The organism is Embleya sp. NBC_00888 (genome assembly GCF_045207655.1).
Taxonomy (GTDB): Bacteria; Actinomycetota; Actinomycetes; order Streptomycetales; family Streptomycetaceae; genus Embleya.
The window spans coordinates 4,949,188-4,973,773 of the sequence record NZ_CP108785.1 but is presented as its reverse complement, the minus strand read 5'-3'; the positions used below and the strand labels follow the sequence as shown (position 1 = coordinate 4,973,773).

The following is a 24,586-nucleotide window of genomic DNA, read 5'->3' as shown; positions in this document are numbered from 1 at the left end:
GATGATCCATGCCAGTGGCCGAACACCCACCCGACAGGGAGAACACCCGAGACGGGTACCGACACACGGCCCCGTCACGCCGCCACCGACACACCACCGCCGTCGCCGACCAGTGCTCCGCCCGGGGCCGTGGCCGACGTCAGGACCGCTCAGAGTGTCTCGAGGCCCAGCCCGTACAGGATCAGCGTGCAGTCGCCCCTGTTCAGCCACGCCGTGTGGCGCAGGTCGTCCGGCTGCACGTCCTGCGCGCGCAGGGTGTCCACCAGCGTCCGGGCCGCGAGCACCGCGTCCCGGGGGTGGGGGTGCGGGAAGTCGAGTACGTGGAATTCGGCCTCGGGGCCGGGCCGCCGGCCCAGGCCCGCGAGTGTGGACGGGCTCAGCACCGCGGTGCTCGCCTCCAGGTGCAGGAGCCGACCGTTGCAGATCAACTGCACCACGTTCGGGTTGTCCTCGTCCGTTCTCGGCCGCATCACCAGGACCAGTTCGTCGTCCAGTCGGCCCATGTCCCCCACCATCGCCGACAGCGTCTCCTCCAGCCACCGGCCGAACTCCTCCCAGGGCGGGCTCTCATCTCATCGAACTCGGGATTCGACATCGTCGAATCCGCCGACCGGCCACCGCCGAAACGGCGAATCCCGGGCACCTCCTGCCGGGTCGTGGTCGCCGGGCGCCGGCTCGTCTCGCCGCTGCGCCCGCGGCGCCGACCGGACTGTGACCTGACCGGGATCGCCGCCCACTACGCTTCGGCACCGGCCGGGATTCATGCGGACCGGGTCAAGACCCCTGCAACTGCTCCCCCTACACACGTCGCCCCGGTGAGAGGCGCCGACCGTCTCGTGAAGGACGCAGGCTCTCTTGCCGCTCGTGGCGTCGTCGTCAACACGAAGGAAGACGAACCCGATGTCCGAGCATTTGGTCGAGGACCTGGTCGCGGACTCGGTCCGTGTCCTGGACGGCCACGCAGAGGCGGGCGACCCGCGCGTCCGGGACTGGTTCGCGGTCTTGTACGACTTCGAGAGCCGCCACGACTGCTCGTTCACACGGTTTCGCGTGATGGACATCCTTCTGCGCCGCGGGTACACGTACCGATTCCCGGTCGACCGACACCCCGAGTACGCCGAGCGGTCCGCGTACTTCGACGCACCGACGGAGTTCACCGAGCTGCGCACCTTCGACGAGGACGCTCCCGACTTCGACGGCTACGAGTCCTGGCTCGTGGACGGTTACATCGCACCGCCGTTCCTGTACTGCGACGCCGGCACGCGCTGTGGCGACGCATGGTCGCCGTCGGTGAACTCCACGGTCCCGACGCCGCCCCGCTCCGCCGCACCCCGTTGACCGAAGTGGTCCGTGCACCGACGGGACATGCGAGATCAAGGTCGCCGTGGGCGACGTCGTGACGGTGCCGAGAGCGTACGGCCTCGGACCGATCAAGGTAACGGCGATCACCGGCGGCGCGGTCGAGATGGTCGCGCCGCTGACGGCGTCGGGCTACAGCGTTTCGGGCTGTTCCGGTGGCGGCGGGGTGTCCTCGAACGGGGGCGGCGGCGTCAGGCTGAGCTGCGACCGGGGAACCGTCGCGACCGTCAACGACGCCATGAGCCTGCAGGTCGTCGACATCCTCGACAGCACCGCGGTCCTGCGCATCACACCCGCTCGGTGACACGCGGCTCGGTGCCGAGCGGCAGGCCGAGCAATCCTGTGGCCAGGCCGCCGGCCCGGACGATATCCGAGTCGTCGCACCACGACACCGCCGTCGCAGATCGGTGACGAGGTCACGAGAAGGAACGGGAACCACCCCGACCCGCCCGATACCCCGACAACACCACGTCTTCCCTGTTCACAGCCATCAATCGAAGGCCACACGTTCGAGTTGAAATTCCGGGCTTCCGGCAACGCCGAGGAAGCAACGACCGCACCACCTACAAAGCCACGATCGGATCGACATCCTGGCCGCACCGACCGCTTGACACCCGGCCCCAAGCCCTCGATACGCGGCATCGGGAATAGCCCGGCTCGGCCGGCTGCGCCGCTACGGCAGATCCCGGCGCATCAGGTCGGCGTAGGTCTCGCGGCGCACCACGGCGCGGTGCGCGCCGTCGCGGACGAAGACCACCGGCGGGCGACGCGCGCCGTTGTAGTTGTTGCTCAGCGCATAGGTGTAGGCGCCGGTGACCGGCACGGCGATCAGGTCCCCGACGCGCGGGTCCGCCAGCGGGACGCCGGCGCTGAGGGTGTCGCCGGACTCGCAGTGCCGGCCCACCAGGCGGCACAGCTCGCCCCCGCCTGTCGGGCGGCCGGCGACGGCGGCCTCGAAGCGCTGCTGGTACAGGGAGACTTCGAGGTTGTCGCCCATGCCGCCGTCGACGGCGACGAAGGTGTGGCCTCCGCCGCGCTTGACGGAGACGACCCGGTACAGCGAGACGCCGGACTCGGCGACCATCGAGCGGCCCGGCTCGATGAGGATGCGGGCGTCGGCGGGCAGCAGGCGTCGGGCGACGTCGGTGACGGCGTCGAGGTACGCCTCCACCGTGGGCGGTCGGTCGGCGTGGGTGTAGCGGGAGCCGAGCCCGCCGCCCAGGTCGTAGACGGCGAATTCGCCGAGTTCGGCGACCGCCTCGACGGCCTGCGCGAAGGGTGCGAGGTCCAGGATCTGCGACCCGACGTGCACGTGGACGCCGTCCAGCCGCAGCCGGTCGCTGCCGCGCAGCCGCGCGATCGCCGCCCGGGCCTGCGGCAGGGGCAGACCGAACTTGGAGCCGTTCTGGCCGGTGGACACGGCCTCGTGGGTGTCGGGGCGGATGCCGGGGGTGACCCGGACCAGAACTCCCTGCTCCGCCGCGGTGCCGGCGAGGATCTTCTCCAGGCGGTCGATGTCGTCGAAGTTGTCGACGACGACCGTCCCGGCGCCGGCCTCGACGGCGAGGCGCAGCTCCTCCTCGGTCTTGGCGTTGCCGTGGACGACCAGGCCGGCCGGGTCTGCGCCTGCGGCGAGGGCGAGGGTCAGCTCGCCGCCGCCGGCCACGTCGATGTCGAGGCCCTCCTCCGCGAGCAGCCGGAGTACGGCGGTGCAGGGGAAGGCCTTGGAGGCGAAGGCGGCGCGGGAGTTCGGCCAACGGGCGGCCAGGCCGTCGGCGTACCGGCGGGCGCGGGCGCGGACCGACGCCTCGTCGAGGATCAGCGCGGGAGTGCCGTAGGACTCGGCGAGTTCGGCCGCGGATACTCCGCCGATCACCAGTCCGCCGTTCCCGTCCCGGGTGGTCCCGGGCGGGAACAGCCCCAAGAGTTCTCGGCCTGCCTGCGTCTGCATCGTTGCCATCCGCGCTCCTTGTGCCACTGATCCGTCCCGCTCTCCCGCCATGCTCCCGCTACGGTCACTTCGGATCATCGTTGACATCGTCAATGCAGGTCGCCCAGTCTTGACGCCCACAACAGTCCTTCGAGTCGGGGGTGCACCATGCGGGAGTCCGGCGCTCGGGGGCACCTGCCCGTCCGTCAGCTCGTGGACAACATCGGCCCGGCGCTGCTGCGCCTGGTCCAGGAGGGGACCGGCAGCGGCGGGCCGCTCACCGACATCGCCATCCATGCCCCGGGGGCGCCGACACAGCTCGGACCCGGGTGCGTGGTGCTGGGGGTCGGCGTGACCACGGAGGCCGAGCTGCGCGAGCTGACCGCGGCCATGCGGCTGGCCGGCGCGGAGGTGCTGGCGGTGAAGGCCCCGGTGCCGCCGTCGGCCGACGACAATCCGGCGATCATCGAGGTCAACCGGGACGCGTCCTGGATGCACGTGGCGACGACCGTCCGTGAGCAGCTGCTCGAGTACGCAAGGACGCGCGTGCGCTCCGCCGGCAGCGGCGCGGAGCTGTTCGCCCTGGCGAACGCGGTCTACGAGGCCGTCGGCGCCCCGGTCACCATCGAGGACCGCTTCTCCGCGCTGGTCGCCTGGTCGGAGGGGCAGGACCGGACCGACTCCGAGCGGATCGAGACCATCCTGGGGCGGGCCGTGCACCAGCGGACGCTCGCCGAACAGCGCGAGCGTCAGGAGTTCGAGCGGCTCCATGCCGGCACCGAACCGGTGTACATGGAGGCGACCGGGGCGGATCAGCTGGCAAGGCTGGCGATCGCGGTGCGGGCCGGTTCGGACGTCGTCGGCTACATCTGGGCCGCCGTCACCGGGCCGCTCGGCAAGGCGGCCACGGCCCGGCTGCGCGAATTCGCGCCGGTGGTCGCGCTGCAGCTGGTCGGCCTGCGCACGGAGACCAGCTACGCCCGCCGCCAGCGCGGCGAGCTGGCCGCCGCGGTACTCGGCGGGGCGGCCGACCCGGTGGAGGCGAGCCGGCTGCAGCTGGGCTCCGGCCCGGTCTGCGTCCTGGCCGCGGCCCCGCGGCCGGTCGGGAGTACGGGCTCCGACACGCTGGACGCCGCCGGGCTGCGCCGGTTCGCGGACACGCTGGAGTACTTCCTGGCGGCCGTGCACCCCCGTTCAGCCCTGGTGGCGGGCACCGGAGCGGTGTACGTGCTGGCTGCCTGGCCTCCGGCACACGCCACGGCTCTGGAGTCGGCCGTCGCCCTGGCCCGCGACTTCCTCGCGCGGACCCCACTGGCCGGTGACTACGTGGTCGCCGTCGGCGGCCCGGCCGAATCGATGGGCCGGATCGCCGACGTGCGGGCGCAGGCGGACGCCGCGCTGCGGGCGCTGCGGCACCCGGCCGTCCGCGGACCGGCCGTGCGCACCGTGGAGGACATGGCGCTGGCGGTGCTGCTGCTGCACCTCGCCGACGCGACCGAGGCGCTCGGCCTGCCGGACGCCGGCGGCGCACTGCACCGGCTGCGCCGGGAAGAGGGCCAGGACGGTCCGCTGGCGGCGACCCTGGCGGCCTATCTCGCCGCCGCGGGAGTCACCGACACCGCGGCGGAGGCCCTGCACATCCACCCCAACACCATGCGCTACCGGCTGCGCCGTATCCGCGAGGTCTCCGGGCTGGACTTCGCCGATGCCGACGCCATGCTGCTCGCGCACCTTCAGCTCCGGGTGCGCGAGCTGCGGACGGGCGCTCTTCAAGGCTCCGGCTGATCCCGGAACGAGCGCGTGTAGCGGCACCCGTCCAGGTCGACCCAGAGCACCGCGCCGTCCAGGGCAGGGCCGGACGTCAGGCGCTCCGGCAGACGGGGGTCGGCTCCGATGCGGAACGTCCCGTCGTCGAGCGGGACGAGTTCCGGTTCGTCGCAGGGCGCTTCCACGCCGGTCGCGGCGATCATGTGCAGTCGTCCCGCCCGCTGCACGATGCTGAAGCCGGGATACCAGGGGGTGTAGCTCCGGTAGTGACCTGCGAGCGCATGCGGGGGAGCGGTCGGCGGGGAGAGGCCGGGGCCCAGTGACTCGGGTCCGTAGAGCCAGCGTCCGTCCAGAGAGTGGTGGTAGGCGGACCATCCCGGGTGATCGCACACCAGCCGCCCGTCCCCCGCGTCGTACAGCCTGCCGGTCACCTCGTCCGAGGTGAGCGAGAGACGGTCGTCCCCCGTGGCCTCGACGCGGATCCGACGCGGCGTCGTTCCGTGGATCCCGACGTAGCGCTGGGCGTCGGGGATCCGCTCCGGGTCGAACAGCGCCGGGTCCGCCGAGGCTCCCTGGACGACGGCGAGCACATGGCGGGCGAAGCGGTCGATGATCTGGCACTCGCCGGGTGCGTTGGTCAGCACGGCGACACCGTGCCCGCCGTCGGTGTCGACGGCGAGGTACGAGCGGTATCCGACCATCCCGCCGGCGTGCGTCAGCCAGGTGCGTCCGTCGATCACTTCCACGTCCACGCCGAGCGCGTAGCCGGAACCGACCGCGTCGGCAGGCACCGTGACGATCTGTCGGAAACGCTCCGGCCCGATGATCCGGGTGCCGTCCAGGGCGCCCCGGCCCAGCAGCATGCGGGCGAACAGGCCCAGATCGGAAGCGGTTGCCAGCACGTTCCCATCGGCCGCCGAATACTCGAAGAAGCCGGCCGGCGCGAGCGGGGCCGACGGCAGCGGCGGGCGGTCGTGGCGCAGGAACCGGTACCCGGTGGCGAGTTCGGCGATGTCCTCGTGAGTGATCCGCGCCGCCGAGTCGCGCATGCCCAGGGGCCGCAGCAGCCGTCCGGCCATGGCGTCCGCCAGCGATTCCCCCGTCACCTGCTCGACGATCAACCCCAGCAGGTTGTAGCCCTCGTTGGAGTAGTGGAACAGCTCACCCGGTTCGGCCCAGGTCCTCGCATCGCGCAGCGCGTAGCCGCGTGCGGCGGCATCGGGCAGCGCGTCGGCCCCGGCCACCAGGCCGGAGGTGTGTTGCAGGAGGTGCCGGACGGTGATCGCGCGGGAGCCGCCGTTCGGGGCGAACCAGGGCAGGTGGTCGGCGACCGCCGCGTCGAGGTCCACCTTCCCCTCGTCCGCCAGTATGCCGAGCAGGAATGCGGTGAAGGTCTTGCTGATGGAACCGATCTCGAACCGCGTGCGACGGGAGACCGGCGCCCCGGACTCCGCGTTCGCGAATCCTGCGCTGACGAACGCGGACTCGCCGGTCCCATCGACGACACTGATCGCGATTCCCGGCACCGGCCGGCAGGTCCGCAACCGCTCCGCAAGCCCGGAGAGCACCCGTTGCACATCCATCAGACGCCCGCCTTCCGCGAACCGAATCCCGCGAACCGGTCCGGACCCAGCTCGACGTGGGAGAAGTCGATCTCCGCGTCCGGCCGGTCGCCTTTCACGAACCGTCGGCACAGCGGGTACAGCAGCACGGCCAGCAGCGCCACCGCGAGACTCGTACCGAACGTCGCGGTCTCGTCGACCGCCGTACTCCACGCCAGGTACACGATCATCGCTGTGGGCAGCATGACGACCAGGACCGCGCCGGGCCGGCCGCCGGGGACCCGAACCGGCCGGAGCATCTGCGGATATCTCCAGCGCAGGACCAGGAAGGCCACGAATTCCAGCAGGATCGAGGCCAGGGTGAGCAGCACCGTGGCCCGCAGAATCGAGCCGAAGTCGACGGCGGCGAGCACGATGACGACGGTGGTGCTCGCCAGCAGCGCACCCACCGGCGTGTTGAACCGTCTGCTGTCCCGGGCCATCCAGCGCGGCAGGTACGCGTCCGCGGCGAGCGCCCGCGGGACCCGGGTGCTCGTCAGCAGGATCGCCATGAACAGCCCCACCAAGGAGAGCGCCGATCCCAGGGAGATCAGCACCTTCAGCCAGGTTCCGCCCAGGGCGTCGCCGACCACGACGAAGTCGCCCTGGGCCCAGTCGGCGGGCGAGCCCCGGTGCAGCCCGCTGCCGATGGCGGCGAGGGTGGGCAGCAGGTAGCCGGCGATGATCAGCGGAACCGAGATGGCCAGGGCCCGGGTGTAGGTCCGGTGTGCGTCGGCGACCTCGCCCAGCACGGTGCTCGGGCCGTCGAAGCCGAGGTACAGCCACACGATCACGCTGAGCGCGCCGGCCACCGACGAGTGGACGCTCTGCCCCGGCACCGTGAAGGGCGAGAGCACGTTGATCCCGTTGCCGACCGCATGCCAGATGCCGAGGACGGTCAGCACCGCGAACGGTGCGAGGACCAGCAGCATCATCCCGACCGAGTACTCGCTCACCGCCTTGGAGCCGCGATAGTTCAGGTACGCCATCGGGACGATGAGGGCGACGGTGACGATCCAGTGCAGGTCCACGACGAAACCGCCGTGGAACAGGTCCACGATCACCAGCCCCTTCCCGCGGGCGATGTCCGGGGCCCAGGTGGCCAGGTAGTCGACCAGCAGGATCGGGTAGAGGGCGAGGTTCAGCACCGCCCCGATCGAATTCCAGGCCCCGAACACGAATGCCGCGCCTCTGAACTCGTGGCCGAAGTGGGCCTGGTCGAAGTGGCCTGCGCCACCGGCGAGGTCGCCGCGGTCGATCGGTCCGGCGGGGTCGATCGCGAACACGGTGGCGGCGCAGCGGTAGGTGCGGGCCGGCCGCTTCGGCGTGACGCCGACGAGCTCCTTGAACCGCCGTGCCGGATGAGCGCTGCCGACACCGGCTGCCACGCTCGGGTCGCCGATCGCCACCGCCCCGCCGGTCGCCGCGATGACGCTGCTCGTGTGGCGGACCAGCCCAGGCCGGCGGTCTCGCACAGCCGTCGCATCAGCTCCTCCTCGAGCAGCGTCGGCATCTCGTGCGGTCCGTCCGCCGTGGCCGGCCGGTCTCGCAGCTCGGGAACGGCGGGCCGGCCCCAAACCTGCTCCACCGTCACCGGCCGGTCACACAGCTCGGCCGCGGGCATCGGCAGGAATGGCCCCGGCCCCCACGGCTTGAAGTGCACGCCGACGGACCGGGTCCGGAGTGGGTGGCCGAACTCCAACGCGCGGGTGGGCGTTTGAGGGTGCGAGCTGTGCCGTCGCGTGGTGGGCGGCGATCGGGCCGCGGCAGTGGATCGCGCTCCGCCGCATCACCGATCCGATGCGAGCGGCGAGCGCCGGTAGCTCAGCAGGCCGCGGGGCCGGTTTCTCCGACGCGGTTTGCCAGGCCGTCCAAGACGAGGGCCAGCCCCGCCTCGAACGCCGACTCGTGATCGATCGGCGCGACGGCGGGGTGGTCGGTGCCGGCACGGGGGTCGACGCCGGCCTCCGTGCCGGCACCGAGGCCGGCGTCCGCCTGCTCCTCCAGAACGCAGCCGATCGTGAAGCGCCCGGCAGCCAGCATCGCCATTTGGGCATCTCGCTCGGGCACGCCGGAGGCGACCAGGAAGGCCATTTTGTGGGCGATTCGGTCGAGGTCCGTCCCCCCGGGGCTGCTTCCGGCGTGGAGCCGTGCGCCGTCGCGGCGCATCAGCAGGGTGCGGCGGAAACTGCGCGTGTTCTCGAGGAACCAGTCACGCCAGTCGTCGGCAGGCTCCGGTAGCGGTGCCGTCGCATGGGGTGTCATGGCGGCCTCGGCCATGGCGCCGAGCAGCTCCTTCTTGTTGCGGAAGTGGTAGTAGAGCGACGGCTGCTCGACGCCCAGTCGCTTCGCGAGCCGTCTCGTGCTGACAGCGTCCAGACCGACCTCGTCGAGCAGGTCGAGCGCCTCGCCGACGACGGTCGCACGGTTCATCTTCACGTTGACAACCTATCGGTGATAGGTGACGCTGTAAATCTACCTATCACCGATAGAAAGTGGGGTCTGCCATGACACGCGGAGCCGGAATGCCCTCCTTGAGAGTCCTCATCTGCGGTGGCGGGATCGCGGGAGAGGCTCTGGCCTACTGGCTCGCCCGAGGCGGTCACCAGGTGACCGTCGTCGAACGCTTCCCGGCACTGCGGGCCACGGGCGCCCAGGTCGACCTTCGAGGCCAGGGCATCGACGCCGTACGGCGCATGGGGCTCCTCGACGTCGTCAGGAGCAAGCTCGTGGACGAAGCGGGCGTCGCCTTGGTGGACGCTCGCGGGAAGGCGAGGGCGACGATCATGGCCAACACCTCCGGTCGAGGCCGGCAGACCCTGACCTCCGAGTACGAGATCATGCGCGGTGACCTGGTGCGCATCCTGCACGACGCGACGAAGGAGGACGTGAACCACGTCTTCGGCATGAGCGTGGACCGATTCGAGCAGGACGAGAAGCAAGTGGTCGCCCACTTCTCGGACGGCACTTCCGGCGAGTTCGATCTCCTGGTCGGCGCGGACGGGCAGGGATCGCGCCTCCGCCGGGCCATCCTTCAGCCCGGCGCTGTGGACCCCTACCGGCGACTGGGCATCCACATGGCCTACTGGTTCGTCCCACGCATCGCGACGGACACCAACATCCGGGACACCTACCACGCCCCCGGCCGGATGATCATGCGCAGGAGCCACAATCCGACCGAGACCCAGGTCTACTTCATCCTGCGGGAGGATTCCAAGGAATCCTCGGCCGTCCACCGGGAGCCGATCGAGCGCCGGAAGAAGTTCTGGTCCGACAGGTTCCGCGACGCGGGATGGCAGACCGAGCGTTTCCTCGAAGGCATGGAGACGACCGACGACTTCTACTCCCACGAGGTCGTGCAGGTGCGCACGGACACCTGGTCGAAGGGGCGCGTGGTCCTGATCGGGGACGCCGCGCACTGCGCTTCCCCCTTCAGCGGCATGGGGGTCTCCGGCGGCCTGGTCGGCGCATACGTCCTGGCCGGCGAGATCAATCGGAATGCCCACGATCTACCCAAGGCCCTGACGAACTACGACACCACGCTGCGGCCCTTCGTCGACGAGATCCAGGCCACGGTCAAGCCGCATCTCCTGCGACTGGCCATGCCCGGGAACAAGTGGGCCATCGAAGCCTTTCACTCCGCCGCCGCGGTGGCCTGCTTCCTGCACATCCCAGAACTCGTCGCGCGCCACGCGAAGGAGGACCGAGGCGGCGACTGGCAACTCCCGGAATACCCGGATCTCGACAACGGGTAGACACCGACGTCGTCGACCCCGCCGCACCGGGTCGGCGGGGGACGGCAGGCCACGCCCCGGTGACGAAGCCACGAGTCACGGTGACGAGGGTGTCGGCGAAGCGCGGTGTCGGGGCGGTCGAGGTGCCGCCGATCGTCTTGTCGAGTGAGGTGGTGTTCGAGCGCGGAGCGGTGGGCGGCGCGGCCGGCGGGAGTTGGAGGAGGCGCTGACGTACGGCGGGGACGCGCGGTTGGGCGGGGAGCACTTGCGCCGGTGGCGTGTGCGGGCACCGGCCGAGTTGGGGTGGTCCGAGACCGACGACTACCGCGTGTGGGCGAGCGCCGTGGAGACCCTGCACACCGTCCAGGAACGCACCGCGGCGTCGTTTCCCGTCCCGGCGCGGATGACCGGTCTCGATGTCCGCAACGTCCGTGACGCCCTGCGTCTGCTCGACGGCGAAGCCGTGACGGTGGGCAACGGGGACGTCCTCACGATCAAGGGTCTGCACTCGGCCGCGGGGGCCCTGGAGCGATTGACCGCGCCGGGGCGGTTCCAGGTCGCGGTGGTCCGGCAGGCGTTCGCGTACGACTTCGAGGGATGGCAACTCCCCCTGGGGCCCTGCGCGGAGACGCGCGTGGTCGAGGGCTGATCAACCCCGACGGGTGCGCGAGGCCATCGCGTCGGGAGGCCCGACACGGTTGTGTCTTCGCCTGTCCCCCGGACAGGAACTGCAGCGGCGACTGACGGCACACCTACCGCCCGGCGCCGACCTGCCCACCTCCTCGGGCGTGTTGTACGTGCGGCCGTAGCCCGCGGAGGCAGGAGACGCGGTACCCGAACGAGACTGACCGGACAAGTGATGGCGTTCGGGACTCCGACCGGCGGTCTCGAGTCGGTTCTCCGGCTGTCTCACACCACGATCGTGTTCGCGGACGAGACCACGCTGTCGCTGCTGCCGCCGGTCCGCGCCACACGGGCCCCGCGCGGCCGCACCCCGATCCTGCGGGTGAGGAGAGGGAAAGGGCCGTCACTGGTCGGGTGGTGCTGTTACCCACCGGACGGATTGCCGAAGTTCCTCTACCGCATGGTGCCGGGCTCGGTCACCGACCGGGATCTGATCCGCCAACTCCCGGACGTGCACAGGACGTTCGACCCAACCGTCGTCCTGGTGTGGGACAACCTCCGCAGTCATCGCAGCCGCCGGATGCGTGCCTTCGCCGACCGCGTCGACTGGCTGACCCTGGCCTTCCTGCCGCCCTACCCTCCCGATCTCAACCGGGCCGAGGGCGGTTTGGCGCATCTCAAGAGCGGGCCCCTGGCCAACCTCGGCGCCCGCACCCTCGACGAACTCGTCATCGTCGCCCGCCAAGGACTGCGGCACATCCGACACCACCCCGCGCTCCTCAACGAATTCCTCGCAGCCACCGACCTGACATGACAAACCACAACAACCCAATCCGCAAAGATCAGTAATTCCTGATACTCGCCCACCGGACCGACGCAAATGCGCAGTGACCTGGATCACAGCGATCCGGCGCATAGTGCAGTGGGGGTCAATGCCTTTCCAACGGTGTGGGGTTCGGGGAGACAAGAGGGACGGTGTCGATGGAGCAGTCTCGAACGGAAGGGTTCGACCGGTTCGTTGCGGCTCGCTGGTCGGCACTGTGCCATCTCGCGAGCCTGCTCACCGGTGGTGATCGACACAGAGCCGAGGACTTGTTGCAGGACGCCTTGGTCAAGCTCTGGTTCGCCTGGCCCAGGGTCGGCGAGCAGGCCCCGGAGGCGTACGTTCGCTGGGTGTTGGTGCGGGCCGCCGCTCGTTCGGCGCGCAGGCGGTGGCGGGGCGAACGTCCCGTCGAGTACGTGCCCGAGGTGGCCCAGGCCGGCGATTCGGCCGCTGCCGTGGACGAGCGCACGCGGTTGGAGACCGCGCTCGCGCAGTTGTCGGCCAAGCAGCGGACGGCGGTGGTGCTGCGCTACTACCTCGATTACACCGAGGGCCAGGTCGCACAGACCATGGGCTGTCCTCTGGGTACGGCACGTTCGCATGCGACACGGGGCGTGGCCCGGTTGCGACAGATCCTGGGTGAAGTCATCGAGCCGGTGGGGTGAACGACGTCATGGACGACTTCGAGAAGGAACTGGCGAGGATGATGCGCGACACCGAGAAGAGCACACCCTTCGATTCGGAACACGGAACCCGCCTGAGGGCGGGAGTGCGCGGCCGCCGGCGGGCCCGGACGGCATGGGCGGCCGGCGGCGCCGCGGCGGCGATCGTGGCGCTGGCCACAGGGCTGTTGTTCCTGCCCGGCGCGTCCGCCGACGAGGACCCGGCTGTTCCCGTTCCGACGGCCCCGCCGACCAGCCGGCCGCCGACCCATGCCCCGCCGAGCGCGACACGGCCTCCATCGTCGCCGACCACCGCCCTGCCGGTCACGACGCCGCCGATCCGCTCGTCATCGACCACCGGAGCGCCGATCGCCGGCGCACCCACCACGCGCCCGCCGGGCAACTGACCATTCCCTCCCCCGACGAAGACAAAGGTGAAGTCCGCGAAAGACGACAAGCACGTGGCCCCGTCCCGGGGATCGTCCCGGTCGGCTCCACGCGCGACACCGTTCCACCACGCAACCGACAGGATCGACGGGGCCTCGCCCCGAGTCTGGAGCGATACACCATGAATCGGATCACCGGCAGCGCCCGCGCGCTGCTCGCGACCGCCGCATTACTCCTGGTCGCCGGCACGGCGAGCACGGCCTCGGCCACAGCCGACACCAGCCGGTGGGCGAGCGAGCAGCTGCCGCCCGGCAACGTGAGCCTGACCGGCTACGCCAAACCCGATGCCCACACGACCTGGGCCGCCGGTTTCAGCATCACCGAAAGCGGCTTGGCCCCGGTGCTCTACGCGAAGGACGAACGAGACGACCGGGGTTGGATCGAGGTGCCGACCGCGCCCGGCTACGCCGGACGCGTCAACGCGGTGGCCGCCTCCTCGGCACGCGACGCCTGGCTCGTCGGCGACAAAGCCCGCACCGGCACCGCGATCGCCACACAACACTGGGACGGCACCTCCTGGAGCGTGTTCGCGGCCGATGCTCCGGCCGCGGCGAGCAGCGCCGGATACCTGAGTGTGGTCGCGCACAGCCCCACCGACGCCTGGGCCGCCGGCTGGGCCACGATCGTGGACGGCGTCACGACGGACCCGAACGGCGAGCCCACGCAGGTGATCCACCGAGAGGGCATCGTCGGACGCTGGAACGGCACCTCCTGGCAACGAATGACCCTGCCGCAGCCGTACCCCAGTTGGAACCTCAACGCCATCACGGTGGTGACGGCGAACGACGTATGGGCGGTGGGCAACGGCACCAATGACGACGACAAGCCGGTCACCCTGCACTACGACGGCCACGCCTGGTCCATCGTGCCCACGCCCGCCTTCACCGGCCTGTACGGCGAGCTCTACGGTGTCGTCGCGCACGGCCCGAACGACGTGTGGGCGGTGGGTCGAACCGTCCTGGACCCGAACGACCGGGGGCACGCGCTGATCATGCGGTGGAACGGCCACGCCTGGCGCCAGGTCTCCGTTCCGGCCGAAGCCGGCGCCTTGGCCGGTGCCGCGCCGGTCCCGGGAGGCATCGTCACCGTCGGCCAGAAGGCAACCGCCGACGCGGAACCGTACGGCCTGCACATCACGGCCGGCCAAGCCCGCTCGCTCGACCTCCCGGCGCCGAGCCCTGGCGGGGCCAACTACACATCGGCGGTGGGCGTGGACTGCGGCCGTGTCACGATCGTCGGTTCCGGCGCCCAGCGGGCCCAGATCCTGACCGGACGCCTGTGATGTCACCCCGGGGATCGCCGCGGCGTCGCGGTGCCGGCAAGACGGGTCGCCTCGGTCGAACGACTCCACGGGGACCGGCTGACTGTTGTCGGTCCCGGGCTCGGGCGTTGGCCGCAGGACTGTGCGGCAGACCCCGACTGCAGCGAGGTGTTGCCGCACACGGGGCGACCTTGGGCGTTCCAGCGGACCGTACGAGAGCAATCGCCGTCTTCGAACAGATTGCCGAGTCCTCGGCGCCCTGTGTCGAAAGCACCACGTCGTAGGTTCACCCGGAGGTCGTCGCGGGCTCGGGCACCGAGCGCGAGGTCACGCACCATACCGACGCAGACGTCCGAACCCCCCGGACGGCTGATCTTCGTCCCGGGTCCGCGCGACCGGCGGTGGGGGTAAGGGGAACCGGAGAGGTATCCGAGTCCTCCCACGTGAGAACGATGCCGCTCGAGAGCCCGCTTCCTACTCTCGTCGAGCAGGGAAGCGTCGCGCCCGCACCCGGGGCGCGACGTCGCCGGGACGCGTCGGGTGTGGACGCCGTGTCCCGGGGCGACGGCAAGACGGTCGTCGGCGTCTCCGGGCGCGCACGGTCCGGTCGCTTCCCCGCCTGCACGACCGACATCGATCGAGAGGCAGATTCGTGAGCCACCCTCCCCGGATCCCTTCCTCGGCCAAAGCCGCCGACGGCACCCGAAGCACACCCACCCGGCGCACCGTGCTGCGCGGTTCGCTGGCCGCCGCCGCGGTGGCGGGCACGGCCGGAACGGCGGTCGTCGGCACCGCGCCGGCCGCGCACGCGAGCGACGCACCACCGGCCGAGGCGGACCCTGCGGGCGACACGCCCACGGCCCGGCACTGGCGCTCCAGGCTTGCCACGCTGGCCGCCCGACACGAGGTCCCCGGCGCCTCGTTGGGCATTCTGGCCGGCGACCGGGTCGTCAAGGTCGCCACCGGTCTGGCCAACGCCGACGACCGTATCGAGGCCACGCCCGACACGCTCTGGCAGATCGGCTCCATCACCAAGGTCTGGACCGCCACACTCGCCATGCGCCTGGTGGACGAGGGCGCAATCGACCTCGACACTCCGGTCGTACGCCACCTGCCCGAGCTGCGACTGCCCGACCCCGACCGGACCAGGCGCCTGACGCTGCGTCACCTGCTCGCCCACACCAGCGGGATCGACGGCGACGTGCTCCCCGACACCGGGCGCGGCGACGACTGCCTGGAGCGGTTCACCGCCCTGCTCAAGGACGTTCCGGCGGTCCACCCGCTGGGCCGCGCGCACTCGTACTGCAACGTCGGCCTGATCCTCACCGGCCGGCTGATCGAACGCCGCACCGGCACGACCTGGGACACCGCGCTGCGCGAACGCGTGATCAGGCCGCTGGGCCTGACCCGCAGCCACACGCTGCCGGAGGACGTGCTCGCGCATCGCGCCGCCGCCGGTCACACCTCGGGACCGGACGGGCGGCCGCGCGTCGACCCCACGTGGATGCCCCGCTCGCAGGGCCCGTGCGGCATCGTGTGCTCCAGCGTCGGCGACGTGCTCGCCTTCGTCCGCCTGCACCTGAACGACGGCCTCGGGCCCGACGGCACCCGGCTGCTGTCGGCGCGCGCCGCCGAGGAGATGCGCTCGTTCCAGACGGCCACGCCCAACACCCCGGACACCGGCGAAAGCTGGGGCCTGGGGTGGGCCCGTTGGGACTGGGACGGTCGGGCGGTGTACGGCCACGACGGCAGGACCCAGGGTCAGTCGTCCTACCTTCGTGTCCTGCCCGATGCCCGTCTCGCGGTCGTTCTGCTCACCAACGGAGGCGACGCCCAGGCGCTCTACCACGACCTGTACCGGGAGATCTTCACCGAACTCGCCGGCGTCGCGCCCCGCCCGCCGCACGCCCCCGACGGCACCAGGCCACCGCACGACGCGGGAGGCTATCTGGGCCGCTACCAACGCGTGGGGGTGCTCGAAGAGATCCTCGAACGCGGCGGTGCGCTGTTCCTGCGCCGGACCTTCACGGGAGGCACTCCCAGCGAGTTCGAGCTCCACCCCGCCGGTCGGGACCTGTACGTCCACCGCTTGCCCGGCGTTCGCGACTGGGAGCCGCTCAAGTGCTTCACCCTGGACGGCACGCGCTACGTGTGCCAGAGCGACCGGGTGCTGCCACAGATCTCCTGACGGCGCGCATTCCGGATTCCGGATGACCGCTCGGGGCACGACACCGGTGGTGGTCGCGGGGGCGCCGGCGGCGGATCCGGCGCCCGACGAGGAGCCGGTGGCGCGCACGGCGGCCGAGATCGAGGCGTTCCTGACCGAGTTCTACGGGAAGACCGGTCCCATCCCCGAACAGCGCGAAACGCAGGGGCCTTCGGTCGGCTCAGGGTGCCGGTGCAGGGGTGCGTTCCAGGCCGGAGCCGCCGATCGGTTCGACGGTGACGGGCCCGGGGATCGCGTTCTCGGGGAGCGTGACGGACACGGTGACGGTGGCGATGCGTCCGGGCGTGATCGGCGCGTCGTGGTAGTCCAGCCACGCCCTGACCTCGTCGACCTCGGTGAGGTCGGGGCCGGTGAGCAGGCTGAGCGAGCGGCCCAGGCCGGAACGGGTCGAGGTGCCCAGGGCGATGGCGAGCTCGGTGAGGACGGCGAGAGCGACCCCGCCGGTGTCGAGGAGCGGTTCCTCATGCGGTTCATGACCGACCGCGACCCCGCGCTCCTGCGCGACTTCATCAACCTGCGCGTGATCAACCCCGAACAGCGCGACTGGCGCCGCGGCTACCACGCAGCCAAACGCCGGCACGCCGCCCACGGGAACCTGCGGGTGCCGCTGGAGAGCATCGACTACGACACCGACACCGGGACCTCGTACCCGATCGGGCAATGGGTCGGGGACCAGCGACGAGCCCGGGCGGCCGGGTCGATCACCCCGCATCGAATCGAGTTGCTCAAGCGGCTGGGGATGGTGTGGAACACCGACCGATCGGAGGAAAACCATGCCCCCCGATCAGCCGCCGACGGTCACTTTCGTGACCGTGCACAAGACGGGTACTCCGGGACGCGGGTTCCCCACGTTCTCACCGGCGACGACTTCTCGCGCCATCAGCATTCACGTCGGCGGCGCGGGTCGCGCGGAGTTCGACTCACGGAGCGGAACTCGGCTCGGGCGCCGAGAAGTTCAGGATCGTGGTGTGTGACGAGGCGCAGTAGATGGAGAAGACCGGGTTCAAGCTCCGGCACCAGCTGTGGAACGGCAAACGCACCGACAACATGGTGATCCCTGCCGGGAGCGACGGCGCCTCGGGAGTTCGGGAACAAGCGGCCGCACGCCCGCTGTTCCGTGCCGGGCACGCTTTGGGTCGTGGGTTCGCGGTTTTCCGACGGTGGGGTGGTTGCCTGCGTAGGCTGAGTGTTCGATAGCTTTCGTTCGCGGAGGGAGCGGCATGTTGGCGGAGTCGTTGTTGGCGTTGGCTTCGGCATCGGGCGCAGCGGTGGCTGCCGCCGCGGGCACGGACGCCTGGCTCGCGTTTCGGGAAGGCGTGGGTCGGCTCTTCGGGCGCGGGGACGAGCAGGAGACGACCATCGTGCTGGCGCGTCTGGATCGTTCGGGGGCCGAGGTGGAGGCGGCCGAACCGGCGGATGTCGAACGGGTTCGGGCCCGGGTGGGCGCGGTGTGGCAGGGGCGATTCGAGGATCTTCTGGAGAACGTCGAGGGGTCCGAGCGCGAAAGGCTGGCCGAGGGCCTGCGCGAGTTGATGGGGTCGACAGGCGCCCGGGTCCGGGCCGGCGACGGTGGTGTCGCCGTGGGCGGGAACGTGGGCATCACCGCCGAGGGCGGCTCGGCAGCCGCGTGGGCGATCGGCACGGTGAACCTGGAAAACCCTCCGTCGCCGGGCCCGCATCGCAGCTGAGCGCACCCGGCGACAGACAGACTGGGCACATCAATGCCCATACGGCCATTACAGCTTCCCACGGGGGTTTGGCCATCGGCCGGGCCCACACGGTCATTTCCTACCACACCGAGCCCGCCTCGGCCGCACTGCTGCGGCAGGCCGAGCTGCTGGCCCGCAGCGTCGCCGTCGTGGAACGCTCGGCGCGAAGCGGGCTGCTGGGGCCGAGCACAACCGCCGCCGAGGTGTCGTTCACCGTGCGGGTCACGCTCTTCCGAGGGCCCGGCGATCCCGTACCCGGGACCTCGGGAGCGCTCGCGGACGCCTATCTGCGTCTTCCGGAGCGGCGGATGGTGGTCACCGGGGCCGCAGGCGCGGGCAAGACGGTTCTGGCGCTGGAACTGTTGCTGTCGCTCCTGGAGCGCCGGCTGCCGGAGCAGGCCGTCCCGGTGCGGCTCTCGCTCGCCAAGTGGAACCCGGACATCTCGCTGGAAGCCTGGCTTGTGCGCGAGATCGCCGACACGTACGGCACCGGCGCGCGCGCCGCCCGAGCGCTGGTCGGCCAAAGGCTGGTCCTGCCGGTGTTGGACGGGCTCGACGAGATGGACGGCGAAGAGGGTTCGTCCACGCGAGCGGCGCGGGCCCTGGAACAGATCAACCGCTATCACGGCCTGCGCGGCACGACGCCCCTGGTGGTGACCTGCCGGACCGAGACCTACGAGCGGCTGAGCCGTGAGCACGGGGGGCTGAGCGCCGCAGCCGTCGCCGCCGTCGAGGAACTCGACACCTCACAGATCCGCGCCTACCTCGAACAGACCGTCGCCGCACGGTCCGACGAGGAGAGGCGCGCGTGGGCCGAGGTGATCGACAACCTGCACACGCTTCCCACCGGGACGCTGTCCACGCCCTGGCGTCTGTACCTGGCCGCCACCGTCTACTCGGGCGGGCGCGATCCACGCGACCTGCTCGCCCCGGAGGGCCCCGGCACAATCGACAACGCGTTGATGGGAAGGCTGATCCCCGTCGCGCTGGAAGCCCATCCACACCGGCGCTACGACGCGCAACACACCGTGAAATGGCTGTCCTCGCTTGCGGCGCACTCGTCCCACCCGGACGACGACAGTGTTCCGGGCGACGACATCGTGCTTCATCGGCTGCCGCTCGTCGTGGGGCGAAAGCGGGTGTGGGCCCTCCACTACCTCTTCGTGGTCCTTGTCGGGGCGATGCCCTTCCTCGCGTACACCGGCGACGTGCACTCCGGAAGGGACGCCGCGTTCCTGGCGTGCCTGGGCCTCGGCAACGGTGTGCTCTGGGGCTGCCTCTGCACGGGCAGGGCCGTGGAGCCGCTCCGCTGGGTACGCAGACGCATCACGAGGGGGGAGTTCTGGCGGCTGGCACGCCGAATGCTCAGCCGGGAATGTCGGGCGGCAATCCGCGGAGACGGCCACCGGACGGAACGATACGTGCGACTCGCCTTCGTACTCGGCGCTCTCGGAGCAGTCGGGGCTGTGGGCGGGTGGGCGTTGTCGCTCGCCACGACATGGCTCGACGTGGCCACGATCTGGCTGGCTCTAACGGTCATGCTCGGGCTGTTCCTGATGCTGATGTGGCTGGTCCTTTTCGTGCTGCTCCTACTCATGGACCTGGCGGAGCTCACGCTCAAGGGAACCGATGCGCTGCCGATGCTGCGACCGACCGATCCGCTGCGCCAAGACGCCCTGGTCAGTGCGGTCGTCCTCATAGCCACCGTCCCATGGGTCGCGCTCTCGTACCGGGGAATCGGGCTGTTGGCATTCGTCGCGCCGTTCGTCGCGAGCCGCGCCTGGGTGCGTTACATGGTGTGCGTCGCGGTCGGGCGGGCCCGGGGAACGCTTCCACTGCGGCCTGCCCACTTCCTGGCGTGGGCGCACCAGGCCGGTCTGCTGCGCGTGACGGGACGCACCTACCAGTTCCGTCACCAGGCCCTGCAGGAGTGGCTCGTCGCCGAGCACCGGCGCCGAGCGGAGATCCCGAGGCTGATCCGGCTTGTCAAAGACGAGTCCGTCCAGGCTGACCAACGCCTGCGGGCCGCCGAGACCCTGTTCACGACGGATTCCATCGAAGGGGCGTTCGCCCTCATGCGTCTCGCCGACGACGCCGGAGTCGGTCCTTGGCACCGCATGAGGGCGATGGAGGTGTTGGCCGGGATGGAGTTGTATCGCAGACACGCCATCGGTGTCGGCGTGTTGATCGCCTACGCCGCAGTTCCCCGTCACGACCCGGGAACCTTCGAGTACCGCTGGGCGGTCGAAGGCCTCGCCGGACTCGACCCACACGCCGCCGGGACCCTGCTGACGGAACTCACCGGATCCCTCCAGGCGAGAGACTCCATCCAGGTCTGGGCCGCCCACGCCCTGGCCGAAATGGGTCCACGCTCGGACACTCGGACGCCCACCCGCCGTGCCCAACGACGGAACCCGCCACCCGCGCACGAGCGGCCGCTCCACTGACCCGAGTGCGCGAGCCCGGCAAACGCGACATCGCCATCCGACAACGAGCTCCACGCAGGCACATAAAGGCCACCCAGCCCCGCATAGGCACGTGGGGCGCGCCCCTACGGACGGTCCGCGCTGTCGACCGCGGCGGTCTGCCTGAGGGGCTTGTACCCGCACCAAGTCTCCCTCGGCGTGAACGGTGAACTCGCCAAGAGACTCGACACGTCCCGGCTGCCGTCGCGGGTGGAAAAGCGCCGCTCGTTCCTCGGGAACGTGAGGAACACGCTGCCCACCAACCCGCTCGCGCCCTCGGGGCCGCACCGTCGGCATCCGAAGGTACTCCCGGACGGGGCGAGGGAGAAGCTGCCGGCCACGGTGAACGCCGCCCGGGACCGGCTGGTCGTCGACCGGGTCACGGACGGGGGGCCGGCTGTGTCCAGGCTGTGTCCACGTCCAGCGGATCTGGCTCGGATTCTGTGGAGCCGTGGCGGAGCGTCACATCGGTAGGTCGAAGAGCGGGACGTCCATCGACGGTAGTGGTGAGACCAGCACGTTGCCGAGGTCCCGGAATCCGGCGAGCCATGTTCGTGCGTCGGCTGCGGTGACCCGGTTCGAGACAAGGCCGGTTTCGTCGTTGACGATGCGTTCGAGGGCTTCGACGGCCAGAGCTCGAAGCTCGACGGCGAACGTGGGCATGGGTTCGTCGGGACCGTAGATCGGGTCGACGGGCTGTCCGCCGGGGCATTGCGCGGCGATGAGCGCGGCGGCGGCGATGGCCTCTTCTGGTTCGGTGAGATAGCCGTCGGCCGTGATGGTGCGCGTGAGGACGCCCCGGACGATTGACTCGCGTTCCTCCAGTCGGGCTTCGTCCAGCGTGATGGAGAAGTCCGCAGCCGTGTCGTTGTCGAACGGACCGGTGTCCCAAGTACCCACATGTTCTCCTCGGATCGCCTTCGGCGGTGATCTTTGCAGGACCCGCGGACACGTTGATCACTGTGCGAGCAGGACGCGCTTGCGCAGCAGGTCGAAGCCTGCTCGGCCGAACATCTGGCGTTTGAGCAGTTTGATCCGGTTCACGTGGCCTTCGACGACACCGGAACTCCACGGCAGGGTGAGTCCTGCGGTGACCGCGGCAAGGTCGCGTTCGAGGCCGGCCGCGAAGCCGTGCAGCTTGGGCAGGTCGTCATTGCCCCCGACGAGCTCCGCGCCGTCGACCCCGACGCTCGCGGTCGGCTCGGCCCGGGCAGGTCCGGCCGGCACCAGCAAACCGACCGGGAGAACAAGAGCAAGGGCCGCAACACGGCTTCGTACGGGCATCACATACTCCAGGGCACAGAGGAAGCGAATCCACCTGCCCCTCCCCACCGCCGGCACCCGTGCACACCGAGCAACCCGAACGGCCTTATCGCGTGCGCCATCCGGCAACCGAGAGGCCAAGCCCGGATGAGCCGGAAAGGCACAACCGACGATCTCGAGCGTCGACCGGCGCCCACGTCGCTCGCTCAATCGGTCGGATGAGACAGACCTCCTGGCGACGTGAAGCGTGCCCGAATCACCCCGAGTTCGGGTCGCACAATCCCTCGCACAACCGGCGGACTACGCGAGACGGTTCTGCGACGCTGAACGGTATGGACCGGATCCCGGATCGGGCCGCCGACGCGGTCTGGCGGCACGACTGTTCCAAGTGCTCGGCGACGGGCGGGAGTCCGTGCCGCACCCGGGTGGGGAAACCGCCGTCGAGTACCCCACGCCGCGGTTCGTCCTGGTGCCCGCGCCGCGCGAACTCCTGGACGTGCCCACCCCTGCCGGCCGTCGCCCGGGAAGGCGTGGATGCGCGCGAGCCTGTGGGCTCGGGCGGCGCTGTAGTGGTGGGGGCGGTGAGGTTTTGGCGGCAGGGCGGCGAGCCACACTCTGGCGTTCATCACACTTAGTACCCCGTAAGAGTTGCGTTTCCTTTGCTCCGTGGGCCGTATGGGTAATGCCTCTGCGAGGGCGGATCTCGCCCAGTTGTCGGGCTTGCATGGGCAGTCGTCGCGCGAGTCGCGGTGGTTTGGTCCCTGCTCGTCGGGCAATCGAAGTAGCCGTACATGGGGAGGACCTGGCATGAGCATGTTTCAGACCGGCGTACTGGACCTGGACTCCAAGAGCCCGCTGGCGGAGATCGGCGGTGACACGTCGACCTTCACGCGTGTCACCTTCCCGACACCCTTCCCCGCGGGCACGACGGTCATCGTGATCCCCGCAGTGCAGACCTTCAACGGACCGCAGACGCCCGGCCTCAGGATCGCCAACGTGACCAAGGACGGCTTCCTGATCCGCCTCAACGAGGTATACGCCACCGCCACCGCCAAGTCCGACGGCTTGCACACGACGGAGACCGTCGGCTGGATCGCCACCACCGTCTGACGGACGTCCACACCAGGCCACGATGACGAACACAGGGCGGACACCGAGACGGACGGCCGTGGCCGGCGACATTCGCCGGGCACGGCCGGTAGCGGTGTTTGAAGGGGTACGAGGCGTTGGGCCCGAAGGCCCCGGAGGGCTTTTTCGACGGCGCGGCTTCCGCTTTCGCGTTCCGACCTCGGGCAAGACCCGTATGTCCGAGGTACAGCGGAGCCAAGGCCGGTAGCCCGGACCCGCGACCTCCAGCGACGTCAATCTGTGGCACACCAACTACGACGGCAACACCCGGACACCCGACGCCTACTTCCCCGCCCACATGAGCCTGGACGGCCCGGGCATGGCCGTGTTCGAGAACAAGCTGTACTGCATCCACCGCAGCCACGGCGGCGGCGACGACAACCTGTTCTGGACCCGCTTCGACGGCGGCACCTGGACCCCCGACGCCGTGTTCCCCAGCCACCGCAGCGGCGCCGGACCCGCCGCCGTCGCCTACCGCGACAGGAACGGCACCAAGGACCAACTCCTGGTCATCCACCGCGGCTACGGCAACCGCGCCGCCGGCACCGCCGGCATCGATGCCGAAGCCCGCATCGCCGCCGACGAAATCACCGCCGCCACACCGGACATCCCGTAGTCGGTGTACCACACACTCGCCGCAGCCGACGAAGCCGCACCCGACGCGCCACCGTCACCCGTCCGAAGTTCGGAGGACACCGGAGAGAACGCTCCCCGGAGGCCGGGCAATGGGAAAGGTAGGGCCCACGATGACCGATTCCGTGAATGACGGCGCGCCGGCGCCGACAACCCTGTCGATCGCCGTGAAGAACCTCTCGGACATCGGCCTGGAACCGCAGTTGCGGTCCTGGATCAGCCCGGAGCCCAACGAGCCCGTAACGGCCGAACAGCTCACCCGGGCCATCGGGCAGGACCAACTCGCCCGAGCCGCCGCATCCCTCGACCGCGAGCCCGACGACCTCGCCGCGGAACTCGCCGCCGCCCTCCCCGGCCTCGTCGACACGGCCTCCCCCGACGGCCGCCTCGAATTGACCCACACCCGGGACGAAGCCGGCGCCATCCGACCCCGCCATACTTCGGACTCCGTCGGCGCCTACGTCGAAGCGGACCCCCGGCCGGTCTTCAACGGGTCGAACACCATCGCGCTGACCTACACCTTCAACGGTGTGACGCTGACCGGAACCGGTCAGGAGGTCGTGGGCGACACGGAGTCCAACGCCGGAATGCGGGCCGACCTGGTAATCACCGCCACCAAACCGACCGCGACCCAAACCGGGCTCTACACGGCCACCCCGGTGGTGATCTTCGACGCCATCCCTCGGTAGACGGAAACCGGAACCACACACCACGGCCTTCTCGGTGCCGGCCGGGCACGACATCCTCCCGGCCGGCTCCCGGTCGATGGCTCCCGGGGCGCGCGGTGGCCTCGTCCCGCCGGGCGCTCGCCGAAGACGACCAAGCCGCAGCCTCGGCGCCCGAACCCGTCGAACACGCCCACGCCGACTACGCAGACCGAACCACGGGCGACTCCCCCGAGGAACCCGACCTGCGCCGACGCCCGATCACGCCACGCCCCGGGAACGGTCGTG

At 70.5% G+C, this 24,586-nt stretch carries 23 protein-coding genes and 2 pseudogenes; 16 read left to right on the top strand and 9 right to left on the bottom strand.

Annotated features, from left to right (window positions below):
* Window positions 1–149: 149 nt before the first annotated feature.
* Window positions 150–503, bottom strand: coding sequence for a hypothetical protein (locus OG948_RS56045; RefSeq protein WP_331772790.1), 354 nt, complete (start codon window positions 501–503; stop codon window positions 150–152).
* A gap of 397 nt (window positions 504–900) precedes the next feature.
* On the opposite strand from OG948_RS56045, the gene OG948_RS56040 reads away from it, so the two are divergent.
* Both OG948_RS56040 and OG948_RS56035 read left to right on the top strand, forming a co-directional pair.
* Window positions 901–1,338 (top strand): hypothetical protein, encoded by a 438-nt coding sequence (locus OG948_RS56040; RefSeq protein WP_331772789.1) that lies wholly within the window; start codon window positions 901–903, stop codon window positions 1,336–1,338.
* Window positions 1,339–1,384: 46 nt separating this feature from the next.
* On the top strand, window positions 1,385–1,663 hold the full coding sequence (locus tag OG948_RS56035; RefSeq protein ID WP_406300791.1) for a hypothetical protein: 279 nt from the start codon (window positions 1,385–1,387) through the stop codon (window positions 1,661–1,663).
* 369 nt (window positions 1,664–2,032) lie between these two features.
* On the opposite strand, the gene lysA is transcribed toward OG948_RS56035, so the two are convergent.
* Window positions 2,033–3,319, bottom strand: coding sequence for a diaminopimelate decarboxylase (gene lysA / locus OG948_RS56030; protein WP_331772787.1), 1,287 nt, complete (start codon window positions 3,317–3,319; stop codon window positions 2,033–2,035).
* 138 nt (window positions 3,320–3,457) lie between these two features.
* Here lysA and OG948_RS56025 point away from each other — a divergent pair, with 138 nt between their 5' ends.
* A complete protein-coding gene (locus tag OG948_RS56025; protein WP_331772786.1) occupies window positions 3,458–5,074 on the top strand; it encodes a helix-turn-helix domain-containing protein in 1,617 nt (538 codons plus the stop codon).
* Here the strand turns inward: OG948_RS56025 and OG948_RS56020 are convergent.
* The 4 genes and pseudogenes from OG948_RS56020 to OG948_RS56005 form a co-directional block, all read right to left on the bottom strand.
* Entirely contained in the window at window positions 5,059–6,639 is a 1,581-nt protein-coding gene (locus tag OG948_RS56020; protein WP_331772785.1) for a serine hydrolase domain-containing protein, read from the bottom strand. The genes OG948_RS56025 and OG948_RS56020 overlap by 16 nt on opposite strands.
* Window positions 6,639–7,835 carry an APC family permease gene (locus OG948_RS56015; RefSeq protein WP_331773626.1) on the bottom strand — a complete coding sequence of 399 codons (1,197 nt, stop codon included), beginning with the start codon at window positions 7,833–7,835 and terminating at the stop codon, window positions 6,639–6,641. The genes OG948_RS56020 and OG948_RS56015 overlap by 1 nt, the downstream gene beginning before the upstream one ends.
* A 12-nt stretch (window positions 7,836–7,847) precedes the next feature.
* Window positions 7,848–8,371, bottom strand: a pseudogene (locus OG948_RS56010) (AraC family transcriptional regulator); the annotation flags it as partial.
* A gap of 110 nt (window positions 8,372–8,481) precedes the next feature.
* Window positions 8,482–9,090: a TetR/AcrR family transcriptional regulator C-terminal domain-containing protein gene (locus OG948_RS56005; RefSeq protein ID WP_331773625.1), complete on the bottom strand. Its 609-nt coding sequence runs from the start codon at window positions 9,088–9,090 to the stop codon at window positions 8,482–8,484.
* A 74-nt stretch (window positions 9,091–9,164) separates the two neighbouring features.
* Here OG948_RS56005 and OG948_RS56000 point away from each other — a divergent pair, with 74 nt between their 5' ends.
* The 7 genes from OG948_RS56000 (at window position 9,165) to OG948_RS55970 (ending at window position 16,396) form a co-directional block, all read left to right on the top strand.
* Complete coding sequence (locus OG948_RS56000) at window positions 9,165–10,412, top strand: FAD-dependent oxidoreductase (RefSeq protein WP_331772784.1); 1,248 nt, start codon at window positions 9,165–9,167, stop codon at window positions 10,410–10,412.
* A gap of 193 nt (window positions 10,413–10,605) precedes the next feature.
* Window positions 10,606–11,040 carry a hypothetical protein gene (locus tag OG948_RS55995; protein ID WP_406300790.1) on the top strand — a complete coding sequence of 145 codons (435 nt, stop codon included), beginning with the start codon at window positions 10,606–10,608 and terminating at the stop codon, window positions 11,038–11,040.
* Window positions 11,041–11,313: 273 nt separating this feature from the next.
* Window positions 11,314–11,829: a transposase gene (locus OG948_RS55990; protein ID WP_406300789.1), complete on the top strand. Its 516-nt coding sequence runs from the start codon at window positions 11,314–11,316 to the stop codon at window positions 11,827–11,829.
* A 167-nt stretch (window positions 11,830–11,996) separates the two neighbouring features.
* On the top strand, window positions 11,997–12,503 hold the full coding sequence (locus tag OG948_RS55985) for a SigE family RNA polymerase sigma factor (protein WP_331772781.1): 507 nt from the start codon (window positions 11,997–11,999) through the stop codon (window positions 12,501–12,503).
* Complete coding sequence (locus OG948_RS55980) at window positions 12,500–12,907, top strand: cellulase (protein WP_331772780.1); 408 nt, start codon at window positions 12,500–12,502, stop codon at window positions 12,905–12,907. The genes OG948_RS55985 and OG948_RS55980 overlap by 4 nt, the downstream gene beginning before the upstream one ends.
* A 161-nt stretch (window positions 12,908–13,068) precedes the next feature.
* The gene (locus OG948_RS55975; protein ID WP_331772779.1) at window positions 13,069–14,229 is read left to right on the top strand and encodes a hypothetical protein; all 1,161 of its coding nucleotides are present in this window, start codon (window positions 13,069–13,071) and stop codon (window positions 14,227–14,229) included.
* A 631-nt stretch (window positions 14,230–14,860) separates the two neighbouring features.
* Window positions 14,861–16,396 (top strand): serine hydrolase domain-containing protein, encoded by a 1,536-nt coding sequence (locus OG948_RS55970; protein ID WP_331772778.1) that lies wholly within the window; start codon window positions 14,861–14,863, stop codon window positions 16,394–16,396.
* Window positions 16,397–16,595: 199 nt separating this feature from the next.
* Here OG948_RS55970 and OG948_RS55965 read toward each other — a convergent pair whose 3' ends face one another.
* Window positions 16,596–17,024, bottom strand: coding sequence for a hypothetical protein (locus OG948_RS55965; protein WP_406300955.1), 429 nt, complete (start codon window positions 17,022–17,024; stop codon window positions 16,596–16,598).
* Here OG948_RS55965 and OG948_RS55960 point away from each other — a divergent pair.
* The 3 genes from OG948_RS55960 (at window position 16,908) to OG948_RS55950 (ending at window position 20,591) form a co-directional block, all read left to right on the top strand.
* The gene (locus tag OG948_RS55960; protein WP_406300928.1) at window positions 16,908–17,489 is read left to right on the top strand and encodes a helicase associated domain-containing protein; all 582 of its coding nucleotides are present in this window, start codon (window positions 16,908–16,910) and stop codon (window positions 17,487–17,489) included. The genes OG948_RS55965 and OG948_RS55960 overlap by 117 nt on opposite strands.
* Window positions 17,490–17,655: 166 nt before the next feature.
* Window positions 17,656–18,123: a hypothetical protein gene (locus OG948_RS55955; RefSeq protein WP_331772776.1), complete on the top strand. Its 468-nt coding sequence runs from the start codon at window positions 17,656–17,658 to the stop codon at window positions 18,121–18,123.
* A gap of 68 nt (window positions 18,124–18,191) precedes the next feature.
* Window positions 18,192–20,591 carry an NACHT domain-containing protein gene (locus OG948_RS55950; RefSeq protein ID WP_331772775.1) on the top strand — a complete coding sequence of 800 codons (2,400 nt, stop codon included), beginning with the start codon at window positions 18,192–18,194 and terminating at the stop codon, window positions 20,589–20,591.
* 480 nt (window positions 20,592–21,071) lie between these two features.
* Here OG948_RS55950 and OG948_RS55945 read toward each other — a convergent pair whose 3' ends face one another.
* Window positions 21,072–21,509: a DUF4259 domain-containing protein gene (locus tag OG948_RS55945; protein WP_331772774.1), complete on the bottom strand. Its 438-nt coding sequence runs from the start codon at window positions 21,507–21,509 to the stop codon at window positions 21,072–21,074.
* A 57-nt stretch (window positions 21,510–21,566) separates the two neighbouring features.
* Window positions 21,567–21,737: pseudogene (locus tag OG948_RS55940) on the bottom strand (ISL3 family transposase); the annotation flags it as partial.
* A gap of 942 nt (window positions 21,738–22,679) precedes the next feature.
* On the opposite strand from OG948_RS55940, the gene OG948_RS55935 reads away from it, so the two are divergent.
* From OG948_RS55935 to OG948_RS55925, 3 genes are all read left to right on the top strand, one after another.
* Window positions 22,680–22,982 (top strand): hypothetical protein, encoded by a 303-nt coding sequence (locus OG948_RS55935; protein WP_331772773.1) that lies wholly within the window; start codon window positions 22,680–22,682, stop codon window positions 22,980–22,982.
* A gap of 316 nt (window positions 22,983–23,298) precedes the next feature.
* Window positions 23,299–23,616 carry a hypothetical protein gene (locus OG948_RS55930; protein ID WP_406300788.1) on the top strand — a complete coding sequence of 106 codons (318 nt, stop codon included), beginning with the start codon at window positions 23,299–23,301 and terminating at the stop codon, window positions 23,614–23,616.
* 130 nt (window positions 23,617–23,746) lie between these two features.
* Window positions 23,747–24,322, top strand: a complete 576-nt coding sequence (locus OG948_RS55925) for a CS1 type fimbrial major subunit (RefSeq protein ID WP_406300787.1) — start codon at window positions 23,747–23,749, stop codon at window positions 24,320–24,322.
* Window positions 24,323–24,586: the final 264 nt, after the last annotated feature.